This window comes from Streptomyces sp. DH10 (assembly GCF_029813805.1).
Classification (GTDB): Bacteria; Actinomycetota; Actinomycetes; order Streptomycetales; family Streptomycetaceae; genus Streptomyces; species Streptomyces coeruleofuscus.
The window spans coordinates 51958-77766 of the sequence record NZ_JARVKU010000013.1 but is presented as its reverse complement, the minus strand read 5'-3'; the positions used below and the strand labels follow the sequence as shown (position 1 = coordinate 77766).

The window sequence follows — 25809 nt, the reverse complement described above, 5'->3', positions numbered from 1 at the left end:
GCCCGGCGGACGGCCGGGCCGGGCCCGCGGGGCGGGAAACCATGGCTCCCCGCCCCTTCGGGGCGGCTCAGCCACCCCGCGGTGCCCGTGACACGGAGGCCGTCAGAAGCACTCCATCTTGTCGCTGGTGCCGAGCTTCATCGACAGGCCGTTGAGCGTGAACGTGCCGGCCGTGGTGGCCCATGCCGTCTGCTTGACGTTGGTGAGGTCGGCCGACTCGGCCTGCTGGGCGAAGCCGCCCGGCAGTACGTTCTCGCCCTGCTTCACGTCGGGGCCGCGGGTCTTGCCCTTGACCGCGACACCGATGTCGATGTTGCGGAACTTCGCATCGGCGTCGAGCTGGGCGACGTCGATGTAGAGGTTCTTGGCCGTGACCGGCTTATCGGGGTCGTTCCCCGCCTCAAGACGGAGGTAGACCGTCTTGCCTATGAGGGGGATGGGTGTTGCCACCGACTGGCACATCTTGGTGATCGTCGCGTCGTCGAACGACGAGATCGCGACGGGAACCTGCGTCTGTTCCTTGCCGTCGGTCTTCGTGTAGACGGTGTCGATTCCGCCGTACTGAGCGAAACCCTCACCGTGCAGGTGAGAGGCCTTCACCTTGAACTGCTGACCGGAGACGCTGAACGACGCGGCCAGCGCACCCTGCGCCAGCCCGACACCCACACATGCCGCAGCGGCGACGCTGGGCACCATGACCACAGCGAACCGCTTCCATCTTGTCCCGCCACGCACCTGGGACTCCATATTTCCTCCTTCTCGGACGTACATCTCCTGACCTGGCTCGCCCCGAATCGCGGCTCAGCCGTGCAGGGATGGGAGAAGTGCTACGTCCTCGGGAAGGAGAGCGCCTGCACTCGGCGGCGCAACTCGCGCCCGAATCACCGGCGATCACCCCCGAGCGACAACCACTGGTCGCGCCTGACACGCATCACGCACAACCCTGCTGGACAGGCTTCGCCGAGTCGGCGAAGACCCCCCTGTCCAAGAGCCGGCGCCACTGCCGCCGGCTCTGCCCGGTGGGGACCCACGATGTCCCGCGACCCAACCGGCTGCCGGGGTACGGGAATGGACCGAGCGTGGCCGATCGTGGTGCATTCTCGCCGCCCGCACAAGGGGGATCGTTACTGGCTAGTAACGGCGGGATAACCGAACAACGACCGCCCGGTCTCGGGTGACGACACAGGGTGCTCCCGAACGGCGGTACAAAGCTGTTGATCGATGGACAGAAACCGACAGATCAACGTCTGTGACTTACTCGCAGTAACAGCGGCCGCGTTTACCAAGTTTTGGCAAAGCGCGGCCGCGGTGACCGTCTTTCGGCAAATCCTTCACGCGGGCATCACGGGCCCGCGTGTTTAACGACTGGTCAGAACAGGGCCCGGGCCAGAGCCCTGCGGGCCGCGATCACACGCGGATCCTCGGGTCCGACCACCTCGAACAGCTCCAGCAGCCGCATCCTTACGGTGTCCCGGTCGTCACCCACCGTACGCGCCACCGTCTCGATGAGCCGGCCGAAGGCGTCCTCCACATGGCCGCCCACCAGATCCAGGTCGGCGGCGGCGATCTGCGCCTGCACGTCGGCCGGCTTCTCGGCCGCTTCCCTGCGCACCTGCTGCGGGTCGACACCCTGCACGCGCTGGAGCAACTCGGCCTGGGCGAGGCCCAGTTTGGCCTCCTCGTTACCCGGATCCTCGCTGAGCACGTTCTTGTAGGCCTGGACGGCACCATTCAGGTCGCCCGAGTCCAGCGCCTGCACGGCGGCTTCGAGGAGCGCGTCGTACGGGCCGGCCGGCCGCTCGGGAGCCGGCTGGGCGGCGCCGCCCGGCTCGGCTTCGGGGTCGACGGCGAGGCCGGTCAGACCGAAGCGCTGCTCGGCGACCTGCACCAACTGGTCCAGCGTCTGCCGGATCTGCGCCTCGCCCGCGGCCCCCTGGAAGAGCGGCAGCGCCTGCCCCGCGACGACCGCGAACACCGCGGGGATCCCCTGGATGCCGAACTGCTGCATCAGCATCTGGTTGGCGTCGACGTCGATCTTGGCGAGCAGGAAGCGGCCGTTGTACTCGACGGCCAGCCGCTCCAAGACCGGGCTCAGCTGCTTGCAGGGCTGACACCACTCGGCCCAGAAGTCGATGACGACGGGCACCTCGGCGGACCGCTGGAGGACGTCCCTCTCGAACCCCGCCTCGTCGACGTCGATGACGAGATCGGCCGGGGAGATCGCCCCCGTGCCGCCCTCCCGGGCGGCTTGCGCACGCGTCTGCTCCGCCTTCGCCTTGGCCTCTTGGGCCGCCTTCACCGCGGCGAGGTCGACGACTCCGCTCATGGACATGTTCCGTGGCTGCATGCGTCTATCCTCCCCCGTACTGCGCGCGCGTGTGAAAACGGTCTGAAAGCCGGGCCGGTCGGGTGCCCTTGGCGCCGGGTCCCCACCCCACGCCGTGTCGCCGCGGCCCGTGTACGTCCCTCACGGGCTTTCGCTACGAGACGTAGCGTAATGCCACACGGAACCGCCGGGACACCACCCCCCGGTGATCTCCCTCACGGCCGCACGGGAACCGCCGGTTTATGGTCGGGACATGCAGAGCCGCAGCCCCGCCAGCCGCACCGGGCGCCCGCGCAGCGCCACGGCGGACGCCGCGATCCTGGCCGCGACCCGCGAGGCTCTCGTGGAACTGGGCTGGTCCAAGCTCACCCTGGGAGACGTCGCGACACGCGCCGGGGTTGCGAAAACGACCCTCTATCGCCGCTGGGCCGGCAAGAACGAACTGGTCGTCGACGCGGTCGCGGAGCTCTTCGACGAGCTGGAACTCCCGGACAGCGGCTCACTGGCCGCGGACATCGAGGGCGTCGTCCTCCAGTTCGCCGCGATCCTGGCCCGCCCGGAGGCCAAGAGCGGCCTGATGGCGGTGGTGGCGGAGGCCACCCGCGACGACGCCCTGCGCGAACGCATCCGCGCATCGGTGGTCGACCGCCAGAAACGCCTCGTCCTGGAGGGCAGATCCCGAGCCCAGGCACGCGGCGAACTCCCACCCGAACCGGACCCCGACACGGCGTCCCGCACGGCAGACCTGGTCTTCGACATGGTCGCGGGGGCGGTGGTCCACCGCACGCTGGTGAGCGGGAAGCCGGTCGACGAGGCGTGGGTACGCGGCTTCACCCTGGTGCTGCTCCGGGGACTGGCGGCGGAAGCCGTGCACACGTCCGCCGGCTGAGCCAGGCCCGTCCGCCGCCCGCCGCGCCACACGTCCCCGGCACAGTGACGCGACCTCCGTGTCCGTCCGCGACGCGATCTCCGCGTCCGTCCGTGCCGCGATCTCCGCGTCCGTCCGTGCCGCGACCTCCGCGTCCGTCCGTGCCGCGACCTCCATGTCCGTCCGCGACGCGCCCTGCGCGTCCGCCCGCCGCCGCCAGATTCCCGGCACGGCGGCGAAGTCGGGGTCCCGCCGGGCGCGTTCGGTGAGCAGCTCGGCGAGCCGCCCGGCCCGCTCCTCGGTGCGCGAGGGATCGGCCGGCACCGCCGGCTCTTCCTCGCCGGAACACTCAGAAGCCGGCGGGCTCCGTGTACACCCCCCACTCGTCCCGCAGCACCCCGCAGATCTCGCCGAGCGTCGCCTCGGCGCGTACCGCCTCCAGCATCGGCTCGATCATGTTCGCGTCCGACCGCGCCGCGGCGACCATGCCGTCGAGCGCCGCACGGACCCGCGCGTCGTCCCGCCGGGCCTTCCGCTCCCCGAGCACCCGGACCTGCTCCCGCTCCACCTCGTGGCTGACCCGCAGGATCTCCAGGTCCCCGGTCACCGACCCGGTGTGGACGTTCACCCCGACGACCTTCTTGTCGCCCTTCTCCAGCGCCTGCTGGTACCGGAACGCCGACTCCGCGATCTCCCCGGTGAACCAGCCGTCCTCGATGCCCCGCAGGATCCCGGAGGTGATCGGCCCGATCGGGTGCTGCCCGTCGGGGTGTGCCCGCAGCCCCCGCTCCCTTATCCGCTCGAAGATCTTCTCGGCGTCGGCCTCGATCCGGTCCGTCAGCTGCTCGACGTACCAGGAACCGCCCAGCGGGTCGGCCACGTTGGCGACGCCGGTCTCCTCCATCAGCACCTGCTGGGTGCGCAGGGCGATCTCCGCCGCCTGCTCGCTCGGCAGCGCGAGGGTCTCGTCGAGGGCGTTGGTGTGCAGCGAGTTCGTCCCGCCGAGCACGGCCGCCAGCGCCTCCACGGCCGTCCGTACGACGTTGTTGTACGGCTGCTGCGCGGTGAGGGAGACGCCCGCCGTCTGCGTGTGGAAGCGCAGCCACTGGGCCTTCTCCGACTGCGCGCCGTACACGTCCCGCACCCAGCGGGCCCAGATCCGCCGGGCGGCCCGGAACTTCGCGATCTCCTCGAAGAAGTCGACGTGCGCGTCGAAGAAGAAGGACAGGCCGGGGGCGAAGACGTCGACGTCCAGCCCGCGCGACAGCCCCAGCTCCACGTACCCGAAGCCGTCCGCCAGCGTGTACGCCAGCTCCTGCGCGGCCGTCGAACCGGCCTCGCGGATGTGGTAGCCGGAGACGGACAGCGGCTTGTACGCGGGGATGCCGGCCGCGCAGTGCTCCATCAGGTCGCCGATGAGCCGCAGATGCGGCTCCGGCTGGAAGAGCCACTCCTTCTGGGCGATGTACTCCTTGAAGATGTCCGTCTGGAGCGTGCCGTTCAGGACGGACGGGTCGACGCCCTGCCGTTCGGCGGCGACCAGGTACATGCAGAAGACGGGCACGGCCGGACCGCTGATGGTCATGGACGTCGTCACGTCGCCCAGCGGGATGTCCTCGAACAGGACCTCCATGTCGGCCGCCGAGTCGATCGCGACACCGCAGTGCCCGACCTCGCCCAGCGAGCGCGGGTCGTCGGAGTCGCGGCCCATGAGCGTCGGCATGTCGAAGGCGACCGAGAGCCCGCCTCCGCCGTTGCGGAGGATCGTCTTGTAGCGCTCATTGGTCTGCTCGGCGTTGCCGAACCCGGCGAACTGCCGGATGGTCCACGTACGCCCCCGGTAGCCGGTCGCGTACAGGCCGCGGGTGAAGGGGTACTCCCCCGGCCAGCCGATCCGCTCGAACCCCTCGTACCTGTCGCCGGGCCGGGGCCCGTACACCGGCTCCACGGGATCGCCGGAGAGCGTGGTGAAGTCGGCGTCGCGCTTGCGCGCCGCGTCGTACCGGGCCTGCCAGCGGCGGCGGCCTTCCTCGATGGCGTCAGCGTCCATACCATCGAATTTACTAGGACGTCCAAGTAAATGTCGATGGCGGACCGCCGTACGTTCGTCCGTACGGCGGCGCGGCTACGCCTTGGCGGTCGCGGGCGAGTCCTCCGCGACCCTGGCCTCGAGCTCGTGGCTGATCTTGCGCTCCACGAAGAACGCGGCCGTCGGGATGGTCCCGGCGAGCAGCACCCAGATCTGCTTGCCCACCGGCCACTTCGCCTTGGAGCCCAGGTCGAAGGCGAAGATCAGGTACACGACGTAGAGCCAGCCGTGCGCGATGCTGACGACGCGCGTGAAGTCGGCCGCGCCGTTCAGGTCGAGCACGTACTTGCCGATCATGCCGAAGGTCAGCAGGACCAGCAGTACGCCGGTGACGTAGGCCATCACGCGATAGCGGGTCAGCACGCTCTTTTTCATGCCGTCGAGCGTAACGACCCGTTCCGGGAGATCTTGGCCCGGGTCACCCCTCCTGGAAGTCCCCCGCGGCGATCCGCAGCGGCCGCAGCATCGCGAAGATCTCGGCGCACTCCTCCGCGTCGTACACCCCGAGCCCGAAGTCCATCGCCATCAGGTCGCGGGTGGCCGCCTCGACCACCTCGCGGCCCTTGTCGGTGATGCTGGCGAGGGTGCCGCGCCCGTCGTTGGGGTTGGGCCGCTTGCCGACGAGGCCCGACTTCACGAGCCGGTCCACGGTGTTCGTCACGGACGTGGGATGCACCATGAGCCGCTCGCCGATCTTGGACATCGGCAGCTCGCCCGACTTGGAGAAGGTGAGCAGCACCAGCGCCTCGTAGCGCGCGAACGTCAGCCCGTACGGCTTGACCACCGCGTCGACCTCGGCGAGGAGGATCTGCTGGGCGCGCATGATCGAGGTGATCGCGGCCATGGACGGCACGTTTCCCCAGCGCTGCTTCCAGCGTTCGTCGGCGCGCGCGATCGGATCGAAGGAGAGACTGAGCGGCTTCGGCACGTACCAGACCTTACCGGCCGGTCACATGGTGGTCAGCCCTGTCTCGGCCTTCGGTCACCAGCGCCCTCGGGCACGATCTCGAAGACCCCGGTCCACCGGTCGTCATGCAGACAGGCGTTCATCGGCCCGACCAGAGCGGTGTGATCAGGGGCGGTGCGCCACCGCTTGATGGCGTCGAGGCTTTCCCACTCACTGGTGAGCAGCCATCGACCGGGATCGTCGACGGAGCGGCAGAGCTGTTCGCGCAGATGTCCGGGAAACCGCTTGGCGCCGTCGCGTACGCCTTCGTAGGCATCCACGAAATCCGCTTCCCTTCCCTCCCGGACGCGCAGCAGGCGAACCACTCGCACCCGCGCCGGTGCCGTGACTTCCCCCGTCACGACGGGTCGAGAACGACGGGGAGCTCCGCGACCCCGCGGAAGGCGGGGAACGGCACGGTCAGCCAGCGCACGTCCTCCGGCTCCCCGACCAGGGCCACGCCGGGGTGGCGCCCGAAGAGCGTGCCGAGGGCGATCTGCATCTCCAGACGTGCCAGAGGCGCGCCGATGCAGTAGTGCGGGCCGAGGCCGAATGCGAGGTGCGTCGCCTGGACGTTCGGGCGCTCGACGTCCATGCGGTCCGGGTCGGGGAACATCTCGGGGTCCCGGTTGGCCGCCGTGAGCGAGATCTGCACGAGCGCACCCTTGGGGATGAGTGTGTCGCGCATCTTGATGTCTTCCGTCGCGTAGCGGAACGTCGAGTTCTCCACGGAGGTCTCGAACCGGAAGATCTCCTCGACGGCGGCGGCCGTCGCCTTCGGGTCCCGGAACGCCAGCCGCTTCTGCTCCGGCCGGCTGAGCAGGTGGTAGACGGCGTTGCCGATCTGGTACGCGGTCGACTTGTGGCCCGCGAAGAGCAGCACCCACGCGGTGGAGACGAGTTCGTGGTCGGTGAGCGCGCCGTCCTCGTCCTGCGCCGTGACGAGTGCGCTGAGCAGAGCTCCGTCCGGCTCCTTCCGCTTCCGCGCGATCAGGTCCACCAGATAGTCGCGCAGATTGCCCTCGGCCCGTTCCAGCGCCTTTCTCGCCTCCGGCCCGAAACCGGTCTGAGCGACGGTGGCGGACCATTCCTGGGCTTGCTTGCGTTCGTTCTCCGGGACGCCGAGCAGCTCACAGATCACGTGCAGCGGCAGCGGGAAGCAGAACTCCGGGAGGAGGTCCACGGGCTCCGATGCCGGGCAGCGGTCCAGCAGTTCGTCGGTGATCTTCTGGACCTTCGGGCGCAGCGCTTCCACCCTTTTGGGGGTGAAGGTGTTGCCGACGATCCTGCGGAGCCTGGTGTGCTTCGGAGGGTCCGAGAAGAGCATGTTGTCGTCCAGGGCGATCGACGAGTCGCCGAAGATCCGGTGATAGGCGTCGATGGCGCCGTACATGTCCTTGCTCAGCCGAGGATCGGCCAAGGCGGCACGGGCGTCGTCGTACCGGGTGATGAGATACGTGTCGACCCCGTGAGGGGGCTTCAGCGGGCACACGGGTGCTGTCGCCCTGAGCGTGGCGTAGGCGGGATGCGGGTTGGCGCGAAACTCCCGGCTGCAGGCCGAGGCCGCGGCAGCGGCCTCTTCTGACGACGACATTTCCTCGGATGCGAACGCTTGCGTCATGGCTGGTCCCGGGGGTTGAGAGTTCGTCGGTCGGTGACACGATTTCCCGGTCGGCACTCTGTCGCAAACGCTGCTGGGCCATATGAGCTCGAGCGCCGCAATGCGGTGTGCAGAATTGCTCCGGTTACCCGGCCGGCGTATCCCGGGGCGCCCCGGATCGCGCGCGCAGACATTATGGACGGGCAGTCCACCGTTCCCGGGCTCCGTTCCCGGGCTGTGCAGTCGCCGGATGACGAGGAAAACCAGTGAGCGGACGCGGAGTGGAATCTGTACCAGTTCTCATCGTAGGCGGATCCCTGGTGGGTCTTTCCACCTCCGTGTTCCTGGGGCGTCTCGGAATCGAGCACATGCTGGTGGAGCGGCATGCCGAGACATCGACGCACCCACGTGGTCGCGGGAACAACGTGCGCACCATGGAGATCTTCCGGACCGCCGGACTCGAGCAGGGCGTGCGGGAGGCCGCCATGGCTCTCGCCGGGAACGACGGCGTTCTCCAGGTGGACACCCTCGTCGGGAACCGGCGCCGCTGGATCGTTCAGGACATCGCCGCAGGCATGGACATCTCCCGGATCAGCTCCTCGAACTGGTGCCTGTGCAGCCAGAACGATCTGGAGCCGGTCCTGCTGGACCGCGCCCGCCGGGGCGGAGACATCCGCTTCGGTACGGAGCTGCTTTCCTTCACGCAGGACGCAGAGGGAGTCCTGGCGCAGGTGATGCGCCGGGACACCGGTGAGACCCGTACCGTGAAAGCCGATTTCCTGGTGGCCGCCGATGGCCCGAGAAGCCCCGTGCGCAAACGCCTGGGAATCGGCCAGTCCGGACCCGGTGCCCTGTTCCACAACGTCAGTGTCACGTTCCGGAGCAAGGCCCTCAAGGATTACGTCGGGCCGAAGCGCTTCATTGTCTGCTACACCACCGATCCACAGGGGGAAGGCGCCCTGCTGCCCGTGGACAACGAGGAACAGTGGGTCATTCATATCCCTTGGTCCTTCGATCGGGGCGAAACCCTGGAGGACTTCGGAGACGAACGCTGCGCGGCACATATTCGCGCGGCCGTCGGTGTTCCGGACATTGATGTCGAGATCACGGGAAAGGCGCCCTGGCACGCCTCCGAACGGGTCGCGGACAGCTACGGACAGGGCCGGGTCTTTCTCGCCGGTGACGCGGCGCATGAAATGCCGCCCAACGGGGCGTTCGGCTCCAACACCGGAATCCAGGACGCCCACAACCTCGCCTGGAAACTCGCCGCGGTACTCCGCGGCTGGGCCGGCCTGCCGCTGCTCGACACCTACGAGCGCGAACGACGGCCTGTCGCCGTCACGACGAGCACCCGGGCCTCCCGGCAGGCCGCCGATGAGCAGCACCCCGCATTCGGCCCGGCAGCGCGACGCAACAACGACGCGGCGGACCTCATGACGGTCGCGCTCTGCTACCGGTACGCCTCGGACGCCGTGGTGGGCGCCTCCCCTGAGCGGCAGGTCGTCCCGGAGACCTTCCTGATCGACGGAGAACCGGGGAGCCGCGCACCCCACATGTGGGTCCGCAGAGCAGGCGCCAGGATCTCCACTCTCGATCTGTACGAGCGTTCCTTCGTCGTGCTCGCCGGGGCCGAAGGCCACCGGTGGCGCCGCGCCGCGGAGCAGGCCGGCGAGAGCCTGGGCGTTCCGGTCGAGGTGTATCTCGTGGGAGACGGCCCGGATCACGACCTTGTGCCCGAGCCGGATGCCGACTGGGCGGCGCTGCACGGCACCGCCGACGACGGTGCCGTCCTCGTACGCCCGGACGGTTTCGTCGCATGGCGCGCGCCCACCCACCCGCCGTCCGCCGGTCGTGTGCTGACGGACGTGCTGCGGACCGTGCTCTGCCGCGGCTGAACACCCACCGAAACGACCACGCCGAGGACATGCCGATGACATTCGAAGACGGCCCCGTCGCGGGCCGAGTGGACGTCCACCACCATTTCACCGCGCCGGCCTGGCTGGACTGGGCGGAAGAGCGCGGTGTCGTCAACCGCGAGCGGCTGCCCTGGTGGACACGCTGGGACCTGGACGCGGCTCTGGAGGTCATGGACAAGACGGGCATCAGCACCGCCGTCATGACCGTCGCGATGCTCGGACGGTTCCGCGAGCGCGCGGAGCGCCAGGAGAGCGCACGGATCGCCCTGCGTGCGGCGGCCGACGTCGTCGAGAACCGTCCCGCGCGCTTCGCCTTCTTCACTCCCGTGTTCCTGGACGACCTGGAACTCTCGCAGTGGAGCCTCCGTTACGGACTCGACGAACTCGGGGCCGTCGGAGTGAGCACGAGAACGAGCATGGACGGTGTCTACCTCGGTGACGCCACCCACGACCGCCTCCTGCAGGAACTGAACGACCGGTCCGCCGTCATCAGCACGCACCCCATGGAAGTGCCGGCCGGAAAGGACGGCGGTCCCGGACTGCCGGGGATGCCGCCCTTCGTGTGCGACTTCCTCATGGACACCACGCGCGCGGCGATCAACCTGATCCGGAACGGCATCCTGGACCGCTATCCGAATCTCAGCTTCGTCCTCCCCCATGGAGGAGGCTTCCTGCCGTACATGGCCACTCGGCTCGAACTGTTCGGCGGGCACCTCACCCCCGGGATCGAGCCGGGCAGGGTCCGTGACTACCTGCACCGGTTCTACTTCGACACCGCCGGCCCCATGTCTCCCTCCGCCACGCCCACGCTGCTGGCCACGGTGGATCCCAGCCGGATCCTTTTCGGCACGGACTGGCCGCCCACCCCCGCACAGGTCGTCGCCGACATCGCGGTACCCGCCCTGGACGCCGATCCGTTCGTCTCACCGGAGCAGCTCAGGGGCATCAACCGGGAGAACGCCCTGCGTCTGCTGCCGGTACTGGCCCGCTCCTCCTAGCTTTCGGCCTGGCCGCACGCACGAGAAGAAGGCCGCCGCCCTCGCGGGCGGCGGCCTTCTTCTCTCGTCGGCTTCACCGGGTGACCGGGGCCGTGTCTCTCTCCCAGTGGTAGAAGCACTGAGCCATCGCGTCCTTCGGGCCGCGCCAGGTCTGCGGGTCGTACGGACTGACATACGCCTCGAGCTTGCTGCTGATGTCGCGGAACTCGGGGTGCCCGGCCACGCGCGCGATGGCAGGGCCCGGGTCCTGCTCGGCCTCGATGAAGTGCATGTACACATCGCCGAACTGGAAGAGGGAACGCTGGGTCACCCCGACGAGGCGGGGCAGGTCGCCGCGGTCGGAGGCCGCGAAGACCTCGGCGATGTCCGGAGCCGAGTGCGGCGCCATCCGGGCGACGATCAGGGCGTGGTGCATGGAGTCTCCTTACGCGGCGGCGCCGTTCAGGCGGGCGTGACGGGGGAGGTCCGCCGCTCGTCGGCGGCCTGCTCGATGCGGTCGCGGATGAGGGCCATCTGGACGGGCGAGTTGCGGTTGATGATGTCCGTCATCCCGGCGTCGTCGACCGGCGCGTCCGGCCTCATGGCGAAGTCCTGGGTCCAGCGCATCCGGGTGCCGTCGGGGGTCTCTTCGTATTCCCACCGGATGTTCATGTACTCGAACGGACCGGGTTCGACCCGGCGTGCCGTGACGGTGAGCTTGTCGCGGTCGGTGGTCCGTTCCGACACCCAGCTCCACACCTTGCCGTTCTCGTCGGGGTGCATGGTCAGGCGGAAGGTCACCGTGTCGCCCTGTCGGGTCAGCACCTCGGCGTCCGCGTACTCGCTGAACAGCTGCGGCCATCTCTCGACGTCGTTGGTCATGTCCCAGACGAGGTCGAGGGGTGCGGCGATGGTGATCTCGTTCTCGGTGTGCCCTGCCATGTCAGGCTCCTGCCGTGAGCGTGCTGTTGACGAAGTCGAGGAAGTCGCGGGGGCTCTTGCACTTCTCCGCGTCGGTGGGCAGCGCCCGTGCGTGCCGGTTCTCCAGCTCGCCCACGATGCCGAGGAGGCCGAGCGAGTCCAGCCCGAACTCGGCGAAGGGGGTGTCCACCCGGGCTTCGAGGTCGTGCGGGTCGACGGTGACACCGGCGGCCTTCTTCATCAGTGCGGCCAGCTCTTCGAGGGTCACTTCACTGCTCATGCGCGTTCTCCTTTGTCGTACGGATGCGGTGGGCTTCACCGGGCGGCCGGTCCCGGGTCGCGGCGCAGTACCAGCGCCGCGTTGGAGCCCATGAGTCCACGGCTGAGGACCAGGGCCGTGCTCAGCTCGGCCGGGCGCGCCGTCGACGTCACCAGGTCGATGTCGTGGCAGATGTCGAAGACGTTGGGCGTGGGCGGGATCAGCCCTTCCTCCATGGCCATCACCGCGGCGGCGACGTCCAGCAGGGGTGCCCCGCAGTAGGACCGCCCGATGCCCGTCTTGGGGGCCGTGACGGGTACGCGGGTGCCGTGCGGGCCGAGGGCGTCGGCGAGGGCGAGGGCCTCGGCGCGGTCCGCCTCCGGGACGCCCAGCGCGTCGGCGAAGACCACGCCGATCTCCTCCGGTGCGCAGCCGGCCTCGTCGAGGGCACCGCGGATGGCGTGGGCGAGTCCCTCCCGTGAGCGGTCCCAGCGCGAGGCGCCGGTGAACGTGGCCGCATGGCCCGCCACGGTGGCGCGGACGTCCGCGTCACGCCGGCGTGCGCGGTCCAGGTCCTCGACGACCAGCACGGCACCCCCTTCGGCCGGGACGAAGCCGCAGGCCGCGGAGGTGAAGGGCCGGTAGGCCCGTGCCGGGTCCTCGACCGTGCTGAGCTCCGGGTACCCGAGCTGGCAGACCATCGAGTACGGAGCGAGCGGCGCTTCGGCCGCCCCGGCCACGACCACGTCGGTCCCCCGCCCCACGGTCCGGGCCGCGTGCGCGACGGCGTCCAGGCCGCCGGCCTCGTCGCTCGCGACCACCCCGCAGGGGCCCTTGAAGCCGCTGCGAATGGAGATCTGGCCCGTGCTGGCCGCGTAGAACCAGGCGATGGACTGGTAGGGACCGACGAACCGGGACCCCTGTCCCCACAGCTTCTGCAGCTCCCGCTGGCCGAATTCACCGCCACCGGATCCGGCGGCGGTGACCACACCGACGGAGTACGGGGAGTCGGTGGCCGCATCGCTCAGTCCCGCGTCCTTCAGGGCCGCACCGGCGGCGGCCATCGCGAAGTGGCTGAACCGGTCGGTCTGGACGAGGAAGGTCTCCTCGATGAGTGCCGAGGGGTCGAATCCCCTGACCTCGCCGGCGACGCGGAGCGGAAGGTGCCCGCACCCTTCCCGGGTGATCCGGTCGAGTACGGACAGGCCCTCCTTGACGGACTTCCAGTAGGTCTCCGTGTGCAGTCCGTTGGGCGCGACCACACCGATCCCCGTGATGGCGGTGCGGCGGTTCGGCTGAGCGCTCATCGTTTCCTCCCGGCCGGCCCCGTCAGAAGCACCGCGGACTGGAACCCGCCGAAGCCGCTGCCCACGGACAGCACGTTGGCGAGCTTGCGCGGGCGCGCGGTGCGCGGTACGTAGTCCAGGTCGCACTCGGGGTCCGGGGTCTCGTAGTTCGCCGTCGGCGGGACCACCTGGTGGGCCAGGGCCAGCACGCAGGCGACGACCTCGATCGCGCCGATCGCACCGAGCGAGTGGCCCACCATGGACTTGATCGAACTCATGGGCGTGTCGTAGGCGTGGGCGCCCAGGGACCGCTTGACCGCGGCGGTCTCGTGACGGTCGTTCTGGCGGGTGCCCGAGCCGTGCGCGTTCACGTAGTCGATGAGTGAGGGATCCAGACGGGCCTGTCCGAGCGCGGTGTCGATGGCCCTGGCCATCTCCAGGCCCTCGCTGGTCAGCCCGGTCATGTGGTACGCGTTGCCGAAGGTGGCGTAGCCGCCGATCTCGCAGTAGACGTGCGCGCCGCGGGCACGGGCGTGTTCGAGCTCCTCCAGGACGAGCACGGCGGAGCCCTCTCCCATGACGAATCCGTCGCGGTGGGCGTCGAAGGGCCGGGAGGCGTGCGCGGGGTCGTCGTTGTTCGGGGAGGTCGCCCTGATGGCGTCGAAGCAGGCCATGGTGATCGGGGAGATCGGGGAGTCGGACGCTCCGGCGATGCAGATGTCGGCGCGGCCGTCCTCGATCGTGTGGAAGCCGTAGCCCACCGCGTCGAGTCCGGAGGTGCAGCCGGTCGACACGGTCTGCACCGGCCCCTGGGCGCCGAAGTGCTCGGCGACGTCGGACGCCAGGGTGCTGGGCGAGAACGCCCTGTGCAGCTGGGGACCAGCGGCACGGTGGTCGACGTCCCAGCGTTGCCCTCGCTCGCTGACCAGGACGTAGTCGTGCTCCAGGCGAGTCGTGCCGCCCACGGCGCTGCCGAGCGAGACGGCCACGCGCCACGGGTTCTCGGCGCCGAAGTCGATGCCGCAGTCGGCCACCGCCTCTGCGGCGGCGACGAGGGCGAACTGTATGTACCGGTCGGCGCGTTCGGCCACGCCCTGATCGAGCCCCTGCGCGAGCGGGTCGAAGTCGCACTCGGCCGCGATACGTGAACGCAGCCCCTCGGGATCGAACAGGGTGATGCCGCGCGTCGCGGTACGGCCGCCTGAGAGGAGGTCCCAGAAGGCCGGCACCCCGATGCCGCCCGGGGCGACGACGCCGATGCCGGTGACCGCCACCCGCCGGGTCACGAGGGCACCCCGCGGCGTTCGGGCTGCGCGCCGTCCCCGTGCACGGCCGGGTACGCCTCGCCGCTCGCGTCCCCCTCCACGGCCTCCGTGTCGACGTGGCCCATGCTCGGCTTCGGAGCCAGCGGGCCCAGATGGAAGACCATCCGGGCTTCGACGTCACCGACGTTGCGGAAGCGGTGCCGCATGCCGATGGGGACCATGAGGCCCTGGTCGGCGCGGATCGGGTGCGTCACATCGTCCAGGTCGACTTCCAGCTCGCCCTGGACGACGTAGACGAACTCCTCCGAGTACGGGTGGTAGTGCTCGCTGATGCGTTCCCCCGGCTGCATGATGGCCAGGCCCATGAACCCGCTCGTGGAGCCCACCGTGAGGGGCGTGAGCAGGGTGCGCAGGTCGCCGCCACGCTTGCGGTTGGGCTCGGTCTCGCTGAGGTCCACGATGCGCGGGCGCGTCTTGTACATGGTCCGTCTCCAGGTCGGTCTGTGGGGTGTTCGTCCACGGGCGGGTGTCGTCCACGGACTGTCAGGACTGGGCAGCCCTGCGATCGGTGATCAGCGTCATGTCGGTGTGCGCCAGGAGGCGGGTGGCGTCCCGGTCGCCCGAGAGCGGCCCTTCTACGCCGAGTGCGGCGCCGTCGAGCAGGCGGGCCATGACGGCGGCCTTCCTCCTGCCGTGCAGGCCGAGCGCCCTGACCGGATCGGTCTCGGGATCCCGCGTGTCGATGAGACGGACGACCAGGTCGTCCCGGTGGAAGACGGTGCTGCGGTGCACGGGCCCGGCGGGGTCGGCCGCGGCGGCCTCGTCCTGCTGGGCGAGCAGTCGTGCCAGCGCCATCCCGCAGCCCTCACGGGCCGGGTAGTACAGGGCGTGACGCCGCAGACCGTCCGGCTCCGGTCCGCCACGCGCCACGTGGTGTACGGCCGGCATGGCCGCGCGGATGAAGAAGGCCCGTGCCGACGCGGGATCGGCCAGATCCCTGCTCTGTTCGAGGTGCGGATTGAGGGCTTCCTCGACGGCCCGCACCTCCGGCTGACGCGAGACGTGGCGCAGCGCCGTCTGCAGATCGCCCTCCACCTCGACGGTGCGTACGACTCGGTTGCCGTGCATGAACAGCGTCGTGCGGCGCAGTCGTGTGGAGTCGTCGGCGCGGGCCTGGGGTGGCGCGTAGCCGGCCAGGATGTCCGCGACCTTCGACTCGGAGCCGGGCTTGACGGTGAACGTCAGCGCATGGCGCGTCACTCCGTCACCCATCCGCACCGGCGCCTGGACCCCGTCGGCGGTCCCGGCGGTGGGCGGGAGCGCACGCCCGGTCTCACGGACGATGCTGTAACGCATCGACCGGATGTCCCGGACGCAGTCCTGCATGGGCCTGACGGTCTCCAGGTGCTCTTCGCTGTTCACCCAGGCGAGATACGGCGGCGCAGTGGCCCATTCGCTGGTGATGAGCCACTGGGACGGGTTCTCCACGGACTGGCACAGCTGGTCACCGAGGTGACCGGGAACCGACGCGACCCGGCTGCGCATGTGCTCGTACGCGTCGAGGAACCGCTGCTGGGCGCCTTCGTGGAGATCGACGAGCAGGATGACGCGCAGCCTCGAGCCGTCGAACGCCGACTGGGACGTATACGTCGAAGTGTTCACGGCAGGCCCTTCCTTCGCTGGGCGGACGGCGGCCGCCGTGTCCGGCAGCGGGACGGCGGTCGGCCCTGAGCCCTCATCGTGGGTCGGTGCGTCGGACTCCGCGAGCCGCACGAGTCATCAGAGGGAACTGCCTGGTGCGCAGGGCACGTTTGTGCCTCGCCAGGACACGAAGAAGCCCCGGCCCGTGAAGAGCCGGGGCTGTGGTCCTTACGGTCTACTCGGCGAGATGCCGCTCCACCGTCTCCACCTTGGAGGTCAGTCCGTCCGTCACGCTGGGACGGATGTCCGCCTTGAGGACCAGGGACACACGCGGAGCCCGCTGCTCGACCGCGGCGACGGCGCGCTTGACGACGTCCATGACCTCGTCCCACTCGCCCTCGATCGAGGTGAACATCGCGTCGGTCCGGTGGGGCAGGCCCGACGCGCGCACCACACGGACGGCGTCGGCGACGTACTCCCCCACGTCCTCGCCGACCCCCAGGGGCGTCACGGAAAAGGCGACGATCACGCCTTCACCGCCCCTTCCTGGCGCGCCCGGGACGCGATGACCGCGTCCTCGGTCTCACGCCGCAGCTTGCGCTCGGCGAAGAACCCGCCGGCCGGCAGCACCGACAGCACGAAGTACAGCGCGCCGGTCTTCACCGGCCACTTCGTCCGGTTCCACGCGTCGGCCCAGAAGATCACGTACAGGATGAACAGGACTCCGTGCACCATGCCCATCACCGGCACGGCGTTGAAGTCCGTGGTCCGCTTCAGCACCGAGCAGACCAGCAGGAGGAGGAAGGAGATCGCCTCGGGGGCCGAGACCAGGCGGAGGCGGCGGAGGGCGGTGGCGGTCTTGAGGTCCACGGGTCACCTTCGGTGGGAAAGACGCGGCGGTCTGAACGGTCTGTACGGTCTGACGGTTTGTGAACGCACGCACAAGCGTCCGGCCCATTGTGGCAAACGGCTGCGGGGCCCGGCCCCTAGGGGGTGTCCGTAAAGCCCCGTCGTCCGCCCGGAGGGCGGGCCTCGCGGCGTCCGGTGCGTGCTCTGGGGGTCCCCCCCCGGCCGAAGGCTGGGGGAGTGCCGGGCGGACGCCCGCGTACTGGTTGTACGCGGGTGTTCGCACGGTGCGGCGAGAGGGCGTGCCGGGCGTCGCGAGGCAGGCGGGACTTTGCGGACCCCCCCCTAGGGGTGCGGTCAGGGTCGTTCTCCACCCACAGGCCCTGTCCGTATCGCCCCACCTGCGGCTACCTTCACCTTCGTGGCGATGTTCCGACTTCAGAGCAGCAAGGTGCTCGCCGTCGACATGACCGGAGACGCCGTGAAGGCGAAGAACGGCTCCATGGTGGCGTACGACGGCGAAATGGCCTTCAAGAAGCTCAGCGGCGGCGGCGAGGGCATACGAGGCATGGTGACCCGGCGGCTGACCGGTGAGCAGATGACCTTGATGGAGGTGAAGGGGCGGGGGACCTGCTGGTTCGCGGACCGCGCCTCCGAGATCAACCTGGTCACCGTCCAGGGCGACAAGCTCTACGTGGAGTCGAGCAACCTGCTCGCGACCGACGGCGGGCTGCGCACGGGGACGGAGTTCACCGGCCTGCGCGGCGCCTCGCAGGGCAACGGGCTGTTCACGACGACCATCGAGGGCCACGGCCAGGCGGCGATCATGTCGGACGGCCCGGCGGTGGTGCTGCGCGTCAGCCCGCAGTACCCGCTGACCGTCGACCCGGGGGCGTACGTGGCGCACCAGGGGAATCTCCGGCAGTCCTTCCAGTCCGGTGTGACGTTCCGCACGCTGCTCGGGGAGGGCGGCGGCGAGGCCTTCCAGATGCGGTTCGAGGGGGACGGGCTGGTGTACGTGCAGCCGAGCGAGCGGAACACGATCGCGGGAGACGTGTGACATGGCCTTCCGGGAGATCAACGCGAAGATGGTCGAGGCGACCGTCGCGCCGGGCCAGCGGCTGTTCAGCCAGCGCGGCGCGATGCTCGCGTACCGGGGCGAGGTGTCCTTCACGCCCAACACGGCCGGCGGCCAGGGCGGGCTCGTGTCGATGATCGGCCGCCGGGTCGCCGACGAGGACACGCCCCTGATGACGGTCGAGGGCAGCGGCACCGTCCTCTTCGGGCACGGCGGGCACCACGTCCAGGTGATCCAGCTCGCCGGCGACACGCTGTACGTCGAGGCGGACCGCCTCCTGGCCTTCGAGGGCACGCTCCAGCAGGGCACGATGTTCCTGGGCTCGCAGGGCGGCGTCATGGGCATGGTGCGCGGCCAGGTCAGCGGCCAGGGGCTGTTCACGACCACGCTCAAGGGGCACGGGGCCGTCGCGGTCATGGCCCATGGCGGAGTGATCGAGATCCCGGTCACGCCCCAGCGGCCGGTGCACGTGGACCCGCAGGCCTACGTCGCCCACCACGGCGACGTCCGCAACAAGCTGTCCACCGCCCTGGGCTGGCGGGACATGGTGGGCCGCGGCTCGGGCGAGGCGTTCCAGCTGGAGCTCAGCGGCAGCGGTGCGGTGTACGTCCAGGCGTCGGAGGAGAAGCTGTGAGCACCTACGGAACCCCGGGCGCCGGCCCCGCGGTCTTCGACCCGGCGACGCTGCCGCCCGACGACAACGTCAATCCCTACACCTTCTGCGTGGAGCTCAAGGGGAGCCAGTGGTTCCTCCAGAAGGGGAAGATGATCGCCTACTACGGCTCGATCGACTTCAACGGTGTCGGGCACGGCCGGCTGGACCGTCTCGTCCGTACTTCCTTCCATTCGCCACTGCACGCGAGCGACTGGGTCGTGGCGGAGGGCTCGGGCAAGATGCTCCTCGCCGACCGGGCCTTCGACGTGAACTCGTACGACCTCGAGAACGGCAACCTGACCATTCGCTCGGGCAACCTCCTCGCTTTTCAGCCAACTCTGTCGCTGAAGCAATCAATCGTGCCGGGTTTCCTGACCCTCATCGGAACCGGAAAGTTCGTGGCCGCGTCGAACGGCCCCGTGGTGTTCATGGAACCCCCCGTCCGGGTCGACCCCCAGGCCCTGGTCGGATGGGCCGACTGCCCCTCGCCGTGCCACCACTACGACCACGGATACATGACCGGCGTAATGGGCGGTCTACGTGCGCTGACGGGCCTCGGCGGGGTTTCCGGGGAGGAGCACCAGTTCGAGTTCGTCGGGGCCGGCACGGTCCTGCTCCAGTCCTCCGAGACCCTCATGGCCGAGCACGCCACGGGGGCCGTTCCGCACCAGGCCGGCGTGCCCGGCGGCGGGGCTCACAGCCCCCAGGCAGGCCAGTCCGGCGTACCGCGTCTTCCCGGACAGCTGGGGGACCTCCAGCGTCGCTTCGGGCTGTGAGCGGTAGTCTGCGGAGTGTGACATCGAACGTCTGCGCACCGATGTTCGGCGGGTGCGCTCCGTCACACGAAAACCCTCACTAGTTCGCCTTTCAACCTTTTAGGTAGACTTCATTCATGGAGACCGAGACGGCCACCCGCTGGCTGACCGATGCGGAGCAGTGCGCTTGGCGCACCCACCTGGAGGTCAACAGGCTGTTGACGTACCAGCTCGAAAAGGACCTGCAGCCGTTCGGCCTGACAATGAACGACTACGAGATCCTGGTGAATCTCTCCGAGTCGGAGGACCAGCGGATGCGGATGAGCGACCTCGCCTCCGCCACCCTCCAGTCCAAGAGCCGCCTCTCGCACCAGATCACGCGCATGGAGAACGCGAACCTGGTCCGGCGCGAGAACTGCGAGTCCGACCGCCGGGGGCTCTACGCGGTCCTCACCGAGCACGGCATGGCGACGATGCAGAAGGTCGCGCCCCACCATGTGGCGTCCGTGCGGAGGCACTTCATCGACCTGCTGTCGCCCGAGGCCCTGACGGAGCTCGACAAGGGCCTCAAGCCCATCGCGGAGCACCTGCGCGGCCAGCGCGGACGCCCGTAGCGGCCGTACCCCGGATCGCACATCCCGTCCGTTCCGGCTAGGCGAGCGGCAGGCGGAGTTCGAACAGGGCTCCGCCTGCGGGCCCCTGGCCGGCCGTGAGCGTGCCGCCGTGCCGTACGGCGACGTCCCGGGCGATGGCGAGGCCCAGCCCGGCACCGCCGTCGTCACGGCTGCGGGCGGCGTCCAGCCGTACGAACCGCTCGAAGATCCGCTCCCGGTCGGACTGGGGCACGCCGTCCCCGTCGTCCGCCACCCCGACCAGGGCCAGGTCACCCTCCCGCCGCACGGTCACGACGACGGCCGACCGGGCGTGCCGCTGGGCGTTGTCGAGCAGATTGGCCAGTACGCGGCCCAGCTGCCCGCGCGATCCGGCCACGTTCACCGGCTCCGCGTCCACCGTCACACCCGTCCGCCCCTCGGCCGCCTCCCGGGCCAGCCCGGCGAGGTCGACCTTCGCGTCGTGGGGCCGCTCCCCCGCGTCCAGCCGGGCGAGCAGCAGCAGGTCGGCGGCGAGCCGCTGGAGCCGTACGGTGTCCTCCACGGCCCCGTCGAGGTCCAGCAGCTCGGGATGCGCGGCGGCCACCTCCAACTGCGTGCGCAGCGAGGCGATCGGGCTCCGTAGCTCGTGGGAGGCGTCGGCGACGAAGCGCCGCTGCCGCTCCACGGAGGTCTCCAGGGCCGCGAGCGTCTCGTTCGTCGTCCGGGCGAGCCGGGCGACCTCGTCGTGCGTCTGCGGCTCCGGGACACGGCGCGCGAGGTCCTGGGAGGCGGTGATCGCGGCCATCTCGCTGCGGATGCCCTCCACCGGCCGCAGCGCCCGCCGGGTGACCAGCCAGGTCACCCCCGCGACGACGCCGAGCAGCAGCGGGAACCCGATCAGCATCACCGTCAGCGCCGTCTGCACGGCCCCGTGCTCGGCGGCCAGCGGGGCACCGGCGTAGACCTTCAGACGCCCCCGGTCATGGGTCTCGACCTCGATGGCGGCGAACCGGTAGTCCTCCGTGTCGCCGTCGATCGTCGCGGACCCGTTCTTGAAGGTGCTCTCCCCGGCGATCTCCCCTGGTTCGAGGTCCTCTTCGTGGTCGTCGGAGTCGTCGTCCCCGCCGGGCGCCACCGGCGACTGCGGCTTCACCCGGTCGGAGTCGGTACCGCTGATCTTCTCCAGATCCTCGCTGGCCCTCACCAGCCGCTTCTTCGCGGCGAGGACCTGGACCGGCCCGTCGTCGCCGTCCAGCCCGGACAGCTTGTCGTACGGCGTCCCGGCGGCGAGCTGGGAGGCGATCACCCGGGCGGAGCGCTCCGCCCGGGTGCCGGCCTCACCCATCAGGTTGGACTTCAAGGACAGCAGGACGGCGGCCCCGGCCGCGACGAGCGCCACCGCGACCACGAGCGTGGCTCCCAGCGTGGCCCGCGCCCGGACGGACCCGAACAGCCGCCTCATGGCGACGTCTCCAGCCGGTACCCGGCGCCGCGCACGGTCCGGATCAGTCCCGCCCGCAGCTTCCGCCGCAAGGTGCTGACGTACACCTCGACGATGTTGGGATCCCCGTCGTACGCGAAGTCCCACACGTGTTCGAGGATGTCGGACTTGGACACGACCTCCCCGGCCCGCAGCACGAGGTGCTCCAGCACGGAGAACTCCTTGGCGGTCAGGGCGACCTCGTCCTCCCCCAGGAACACCCGCCGAGCCGCGGTGTCCACCTTCAGATCCCCGTGCACATGCACGGGCGAGGCACCGGCGCCCACCCCGCGCCGCCGCAGCAGCGCCTTGACCCGGGCGACGAGCACGACGTACGAGAAGGGCTTGGTCAGGTAGTCGTCCGCGCCGGTGTCGAGCCCCTCGGCCTCGTCGTACTCACCGTCCTTGGCGGTGAGCATCAGGATCGGCACCTCGTGCCCGGCGGCGCGCAGGGCGGCGCAGACCCGGTAGCCGTTGAGCCCGGGCAGCATGATGTCGAGGATCACCAGGTCGTACGTGCCCTCCGACGCCTGGTGCAGGCCCTCCCGTCCGTCGTGGACGACGTCCACGGCGTACCCCTCGGCCGTCAGGCCCCTGGCGAGCGACAGGGCCAGCCGCTTCTCGTCCTCCACGATCAACAGGCGCATGCGTAAAGAGTGGCAAAGCCAAGCTGAAGATCCCTTCAGGGGTCTTCAGGTTCCTCTCAGCGTCGGTCAGCCAGATTGGAACACGTCGAAAACGAAACGACTCGGGAGGAATCCGCATGAAGCGCAACATCGTGATCGCCGCTGTGACCGCTGCCGCTCTGATCGGAGGCGGTACGGCCACGGCTCTCGCGACCACGGGAGACGACCAGGGCTCGGCGCGGCAGGCGGCGAACACCCGGCTGTCGGACGACGACGGCCGCGACGACCAGGACGGCGCGGACGCGCAGGACGACCGCGACGACGACGCCGCGCGGGCCGCTTCCGCCGACGTGACGGCGTCCGAGGCCATCGCCTCCGCGCTGAAGCACACGCCCGGCACGGCCGTGTCCGCGGAGCTGGACGACGAGGACGACAGCGCCAAGGTGATCTGGAAGGTCGACGTCCTCTCCGGCGACAACGGCTGGCACAGCGTCCGTGTCGACCCGTCCAACGGCAAGGTCCTCGGCTCGCAGGCCGACGACGAGGACGACACGGCGCAGGTGCGGGCGGCCCTGAAGGGCTCTTCCGTGACGGCCGAGGAGGCCGCGAAGGCCGCGAAGGCCGCCGCCGGCAAGGGCACGGTGACGTCGGTCGACCTCGACGAGGACGGCAAGAACAAGTCCTGGGAGGCCGAGACGCACAAGTCCGGCGGCGCCGAGCAGGACTGGAAGATCGACCTCGGCACGGGCAAGGTCACGGCGGACCGCTCGGACGACCAGGACGACGACTCCGACGACCAGGACTGATCAGGTCCAGCCGCTTTCCTGCCGCCCCGGTGTCGCTGCTGACGCCGGGGCGTCGAGGTGCTCGGCACCGGTGCTGAGGCCGGGTGGGTCCGCAACCCGGCGGAGCGGGGTGCCGCTGCACCCACCCGTGCCGCCCTGACCGGCGAGACTGCCCGCAGCTAGGCGGGACCGGCGGCCCGCGGCAGCTGAGCGGGAGGCCGGGCCCCAGGCCGAGACGCGCCCGCACCCGCGCACGCACGGAAGGGGCCGTGTCGGGGGGTGTCCGCCCGCAGCGGTTGGCGCGTCAACGGGCAGTCAGCCGGTATCCGACCCCATCGCGCCGTTCCGAGGACGGACACCCCCCGACGCGGCCCCGACACACAACCGGCGAGCAGGCGCGACACAAGCCCCCACCAAAGCCGCACAGGCCGCCGCAGGCACCCCGCCCCACCGCCGGAGGCACCCGCACAGGCCGCCGCAGGCACCCCGCCCCACCGCCGGAGGCACCCGCACAGGCCGCCCCAGGCACCCCGCCCCACCGCCGGAGGCACCCGCACCGCGCCGCTCAGCCCTCCGTCAACCCGGCCACCAGCTCATCAGCCGCCCGGTACGGATCCAGCTCCCCCGCCACGATCCGCTCCGCGAGCGCACCCAGCCGCCGGTCCCCGTGCAGGTCCCCGATCCGCTCCCGCAGCGCCGTCACCGCGATCGTCTCGACCTCCCGTGCCGCACGGGCCATGCGCCGCTCCGCGAGCACTCCCCGCTCCTCCATCCAGGCCCGGTGCTTCTCCAGGGCCTCGACGACCTCGTCCATGCCCTCCCCGCGCGCGGCGACCGTCTTGACGATGGGCGGGCGCCAGTCCCCGGGGCGCCGGGCCTCTCCCAGCCCCAGCATGTGGTTCAGCTCGCGAGCGGTCGCGTCCGCTCCGTCCCGGTCGGCCTTGTTCACGACGTACACGTCACCGATCTCCAGGATCCCGGCCTTGGCCGCCTGGATCCCGTCGCCCATCCCCGGCGCGAGCAGCACCACGGACGTGTCCGCCTGCGAGGCGATCTCCACCTCGGACTGCCCGACGCCCACCGTCTCGACGATGATCACGTCGCACCCCGCCGCGTCCAGCACCCGGATGGCCTGCGGCGCGGCCCACGCGAGGCCGCCCAGATGGCCGCGCGTCGCCATGGACCGGATGTACACGCCCGGGTCCGACGCGTGCTCCGACATCCGCACCCGGTCCCCGAGCAGCGCACCGCCGGAGAACGGGGACGACGGGTCGACGGCCAGCACGCCGACCCGCTTGTCCTGCTTGCGGTACGCGGTCACCAGCGCCGACGTCGACGTGGACTTGCCGACCCCGGGCGACCCGGTCAGCCCGACCACGTACGCGTTGCCCGCCAACGGCGCGAGCGCCGCCATGACCTCCCTGAGCTGCGGGGACGCCCCCTCCACCAGGGAGATCAGCCGGGCCACGGCCCGCGGCCGGCCCTCCCTGGCCTGGGCGACCAGCGTGGAGACGTCCTGCATCACAGCTCCGTTCAGATCGTTCAGATGCGGAAGGCCGGAGGAACCGGTTGCTCAGGCCTTCGGTACCCGCACGATCAGCGCGTCACCCTGACCACCGCCACCGCACAGCGCGGCCGCGCCCACGCCACCGCCGCGCCGCTTCAGCTCCAGCGCGAGGTGCAGCACGAGCCGCGCACCGGACATCCCGATCGGGTGACCCAGGGCAATGGCACCGCCGTTGACATTCACCTTTTCGGTGGACACCCCGAGGTCCTTCATCGACTGCACGGCGACCGCCGCGAACGCCTCGTTGATCTCGATGAGGTCGAGGTCCGAGACCTCCAGCCCCTCCTTCTTGAGCGCGTGCAGGATCGCGTTGGAGGGCTGGGACTGGAGCGAGTTGTCCGGCCCGGCCACGTTCCCGTGCGCACCGATCTCGGCGATCCACTCCAGGCCGAGCTCCTGCGCCTTGGCCTTGCTCATCACCACGACGGCGGCGGCACCGTCGGAGATCTGCGACGCCGAACCGGCCGTGATCGTGCCGTCCTTGGCGAAGGCGGGACGCAGCTTCCCGAGGGACTCCGCGGTGGTGTCGCCCCGGATCCCCTCGTCCTTGCTGCACAGCACCGGGTCGCCCTTGCGCTGCGGGATCTCCACCGGCGTGATCTCGGCCTCGAACAGGCCGTTCTTCTGCGCGGCGGCGGCCCGCTGGTGCGACAGCGCGGCGATCTCGTCCTGCTCGGCGCGGCCGATGCCCAGGCGCGTGTTGTGCTTCTCCGTCGACTCGCCCATGGCGACGCCGTCGAAGGAGTCGGTCAGCCCGTCGTGGGCCATGGCGTCGAGCATCTCGACGGCGCCGTACTTGAAGCCCTCGCGGGACTTCGGCAGCAGGTGCGGGGCGTTGGTCATGGACTCCTGGCCGCCGGCGACGACCACGTCGAACTCACCCGCGCGGATCAGCTGGTCGGCGAGCGCGATGGCGTCGAGGCCCGACAGACACACCTTGTTGATGGTCAGCGCCGGCACGTTCATGGGGATGCCCGCCTTCACGGCGGCCTGGCGCGCCGGGATCTGCCCCGCCCCGGCCTGGAGCACCTGACCCATGATCACGTACTGCACCTGGTCGCCACCGATCCCCGCACGGTCGAGGGCGGCCTTGATCGCGAAGCCGCCGAGGTCGGCTCCGGAGAAGGACTTCAGTGAACCGAGCAACCGCCCCATGGGCGTACGCGCCCCCGAGACGATCACCGAGCTGGTCGTAGCAGAAGACATGAGCTGCGATCCCCTTACCGGCTGCACAGCCGAGGAGTGAACGAGGGTTTACTTCGAATGTACTGACCGGTACGCCACCCCGTCATCGGGCTGTCGGTGTGATCGCGCGCACGTTGCGTAACCA

General features: G+C 70.1%; 28 protein-coding genes. 8 read left to right on the top strand and 20 right to left on the bottom strand.

Annotated elements, in window-relative coordinates; all coding sequences use genetic code 11:
• Positions 1-102: 102 nt before the first annotated feature.
• Positions 103-747 carry a DUF6230 family protein gene (locus QC385_RS25740; protein ID WP_150483089.1) on the bottom strand — a complete coding sequence of 215 codons (645 nt, stop codon included), beginning with the start codon at positions 745-747 and terminating at the stop codon, positions 103-105.
• Between the two features lie 622 nt (positions 748-1369).
• The gene (locus tag QC385_RS25735) at positions 1370-2347 is read right to left on the bottom strand and encodes a tetratricopeptide repeat protein (protein ID WP_279543723.1); all 978 of its coding nucleotides are present in this window, start codon (positions 2345-2347) and stop codon (positions 1370-1372) included.
• A 232-nt stretch (positions 2348-2579) separates the two neighbouring features.
• Between QC385_RS25735 and QC385_RS25730 the strand changes: the two genes are divergently transcribed.
• A complete protein-coding gene (locus QC385_RS25730) occupies positions 2580-3215 on the top strand; it encodes a TetR/AcrR family transcriptional regulator (RefSeq protein WP_279543722.1) in 636 nt (211 codons plus the stop codon).
• Between the two features lie 328 nt (positions 3216-3543).
• Here QC385_RS25730 and QC385_RS25725 read toward each other — a convergent pair whose 3' ends face one another.
• From QC385_RS25725 to QC385_RS25705, 5 genes are all read right to left on the bottom strand, one after another.
• Complete coding sequence (locus QC385_RS25725) at positions 3544-5244, bottom strand: acyl-CoA mutase large subunit family protein (protein WP_279543721.1); 1701 nt, start codon at positions 5242-5244, stop codon at positions 3544-3546.
• Between the two features lie 75 nt (positions 5245-5319).
• Entirely contained in the window at positions 5320-5658 is a 339-nt protein-coding gene (locus QC385_RS25720; RefSeq protein WP_020276088.1) for a DUF3817 domain-containing protein, read from the bottom strand.
• 43 nt (positions 5659-5701) lie between these two features.
• Complete coding sequence (locus QC385_RS25715) at positions 5702-6211, bottom strand: MarR family winged helix-turn-helix transcriptional regulator (protein ID WP_279543720.1); 510 nt, start codon at positions 6209-6211, stop codon at positions 5702-5704.
• A 32-nt stretch (positions 6212-6243) separates the two neighbouring features.
• The gene (locus tag QC385_RS25710) at positions 6244-6555 is read right to left on the bottom strand and encodes an antibiotic biosynthesis monooxygenase family protein (RefSeq protein ID WP_279543719.1); all 312 of its coding nucleotides are present in this window, start codon (positions 6553-6555) and stop codon (positions 6244-6246) included.
• 32 nt (positions 6556-6587) lie between these two features.
• Positions 6588-7850 carry a cytochrome P450 family protein gene (locus tag QC385_RS25705; RefSeq protein WP_279543718.1) on the bottom strand — a complete coding sequence of 421 codons (1263 nt, stop codon included), beginning with the start codon at positions 7848-7850 and terminating at the stop codon, positions 6588-6590.
• Positions 7851-8095: 245 nt separating this feature from the next.
• Between QC385_RS25705 and QC385_RS25700 the strand changes: the two genes are divergently transcribed.
• Positions 8096-9724, top strand: a complete 1629-nt coding sequence (locus QC385_RS25700; protein ID WP_279543717.1) for an FAD-dependent oxidoreductase — start codon at positions 8096-8098, stop codon at positions 9722-9724.
• A gap of 35 nt (positions 9725-9759) precedes the next feature.
• Positions 9760-10743, top strand: a complete 984-nt coding sequence (locus tag QC385_RS25695; RefSeq protein WP_279543716.1) for an amidohydrolase family protein — start codon at positions 9760-9762, stop codon at positions 10741-10743.
• 73 nt (positions 10744-10816) lie between these two features.
• Here QC385_RS25695 and QC385_RS25690 read toward each other — a convergent pair whose 3' ends face one another.
• From QC385_RS25690 to QC385_RS25650, 9 genes are all read right to left on the bottom strand, one after another.
• Complete coding sequence (locus tag QC385_RS25690) at positions 10817-11158, bottom strand: TcmI family type II polyketide cyclase (RefSeq protein WP_086844669.1); 342 nt, start codon at positions 11156-11158, stop codon at positions 10817-10819.
• 26 nt (positions 11159-11184) lie between these two features.
• Complete coding sequence (locus QC385_RS25685; protein WP_279543715.1) at positions 11185-11664, bottom strand: SRPBCC family protein; 480 nt, start codon at positions 11662-11664, stop codon at positions 11185-11187.
• Between the two features lies 1 nt (position 11665).
• Positions 11666-11923 carry an acyl carrier protein gene (locus QC385_RS25680; RefSeq protein WP_279543714.1) on the bottom strand — a complete coding sequence of 86 codons (258 nt, stop codon included), beginning with the start codon at positions 11921-11923 and terminating at the stop codon, positions 11666-11668.
• Positions 11924-11958: 35 nt separating this feature from the next.
• Positions 11959-13209, bottom strand: a complete 1251-nt coding sequence (locus QC385_RS25675; RefSeq protein WP_279543713.1) for a ketosynthase chain-length factor — start codon at positions 13207-13209, stop codon at positions 11959-11961.
• Positions 13206-14474 carry a beta-ketoacyl-[acyl-carrier-protein] synthase family protein gene (locus QC385_RS25670; protein ID WP_279543712.1) on the bottom strand — a complete coding sequence of 423 codons (1269 nt, stop codon included), beginning with the start codon at positions 14472-14474 and terminating at the stop codon, positions 13206-13208. Before QC385_RS25670 ends, QC385_RS25675 begins: the two co-directional genes overlap by 4 nt.
• Positions 14471-14935 (bottom strand): cupin domain-containing protein, encoded by a 465-nt coding sequence (locus QC385_RS25665; RefSeq protein WP_279543711.1) that lies wholly within the window; start codon positions 14933-14935, stop codon positions 14471-14473. The genes QC385_RS25670 and QC385_RS25665 overlap by 4 nt, the downstream gene beginning before the upstream one ends.
• A gap of 61 nt (positions 14936-14996) precedes the next feature.
• Positions 14997-16115 carry a SchA/CurD-like domain-containing protein gene (locus QC385_RS25660; protein WP_279543710.1) on the bottom strand — a complete coding sequence of 373 codons (1119 nt, stop codon included), beginning with the start codon at positions 16113-16115 and terminating at the stop codon, positions 14997-14999.
• 214 nt (positions 16116-16329) lie between these two features.
• Positions 16330-16623: an MTH1187 family thiamine-binding protein gene (locus QC385_RS25655; RefSeq protein WP_279543709.1), complete on the bottom strand. Its 294-nt coding sequence runs from the start codon at positions 16621-16623 to the stop codon at positions 16330-16332.
• The gene (locus QC385_RS25650; RefSeq protein ID WP_279543708.1) at positions 16620-16964 is read right to left on the bottom strand and encodes a DUF3817 domain-containing protein; all 345 of its coding nucleotides are present in this window, start codon (positions 16962-16964) and stop codon (positions 16620-16622) included. Before QC385_RS25650 ends, QC385_RS25655 begins: the two co-directional genes overlap by 4 nt.
• Positions 16965-17367: 403 nt before the next feature.
• Here QC385_RS25650 and QC385_RS25645 point away from each other — a divergent pair, with 403 nt between their 5' ends.
• The 4 genes from QC385_RS25645 to QC385_RS25630 all read left to right on the top strand — a co-directional run bounded on the left by QC385_RS25645 (position 17368) and on the right by QC385_RS25630 (position 20042).
• Positions 17368-18000, top strand: coding sequence for an AIM24 family protein (locus QC385_RS25645; protein WP_279543875.1), 633 nt, complete (start codon positions 17368-17370; stop codon positions 17998-18000).
• Position 18001: 1 nt separating this feature from the next.
• A complete protein-coding gene (locus tag QC385_RS25640) occupies positions 18002-18652 on the top strand; it encodes an AIM24 family protein (RefSeq protein WP_279543707.1) in 651 nt (216 codons plus the stop codon).
• Positions 18649-19449, top strand: a complete 801-nt coding sequence (locus QC385_RS25635; RefSeq protein ID WP_279543706.1) for an AIM24 family protein — start codon at positions 18649-18651, stop codon at positions 19447-19449. Before QC385_RS25640 ends, QC385_RS25635 begins: the two co-directional genes overlap by 4 nt.
• A gap of 116 nt (positions 19450-19565) precedes the next feature.
• Entirely contained in the window at positions 19566-20042 is a 477-nt protein-coding gene (locus QC385_RS25630; RefSeq protein WP_086844647.1) for a MarR family winged helix-turn-helix transcriptional regulator, read from the top strand.
• A gap of 37 nt (positions 20043-20079) precedes the next feature.
• Here the strand turns inward: QC385_RS25630 and QC385_RS25625 are convergent, their stop codons facing one another.
• On the bottom strand, positions 20080-21483 hold the full coding sequence (locus QC385_RS25625) for a sensor histidine kinase (RefSeq protein WP_279543701.1): 1404 nt from the start codon (positions 21481-21483) through the stop codon (positions 20080-20082).
• On the bottom strand, positions 21480-22148 hold the full coding sequence (locus tag QC385_RS25620; RefSeq protein WP_086844643.1) for a response regulator: 669 nt from the start codon (positions 22146-22148) through the stop codon (positions 21480-21482). The genes QC385_RS25625 and QC385_RS25620 overlap by 4 nt, the downstream gene beginning before the upstream one ends.
• A 116-nt stretch (positions 22149-22264) precedes the next feature.
• Here QC385_RS25620 and QC385_RS25615 point away from each other — a divergent pair, with 116 nt between their 5' ends.
• On the top strand, positions 22265-22933 hold the full coding sequence (locus QC385_RS25615; protein ID WP_279543700.1) for a PepSY domain-containing protein: 669 nt from the start codon (positions 22265-22267) through the stop codon (positions 22931-22933).
• A gap of 544 nt (positions 22934-23477) precedes the next feature.
• On the opposite strand, the gene meaB is transcribed toward QC385_RS25615, so the two are convergent.
• Together meaB and QC385_RS25605 are read right to left on the bottom strand one after the other, a co-directional pair.
• A complete protein-coding gene (gene meaB, locus QC385_RS25610; RefSeq protein ID WP_086844639.1) occupies positions 23478-24434 on the bottom strand; it encodes a methylmalonyl Co-A mutase-associated GTPase MeaB in 957 nt (318 codons plus the stop codon).
• 51 nt (positions 24435-24485) lie between these two features.
• The gene (locus tag QC385_RS25605; RefSeq protein WP_279543699.1) at positions 24486-25685 is read right to left on the bottom strand and encodes an acetyl-CoA C-acetyltransferase; all 1200 of its coding nucleotides are present in this window, start codon (positions 25683-25685) and stop codon (positions 24486-24488) included.
• Positions 25686-25809: the final 124 nt, after the last annotated feature.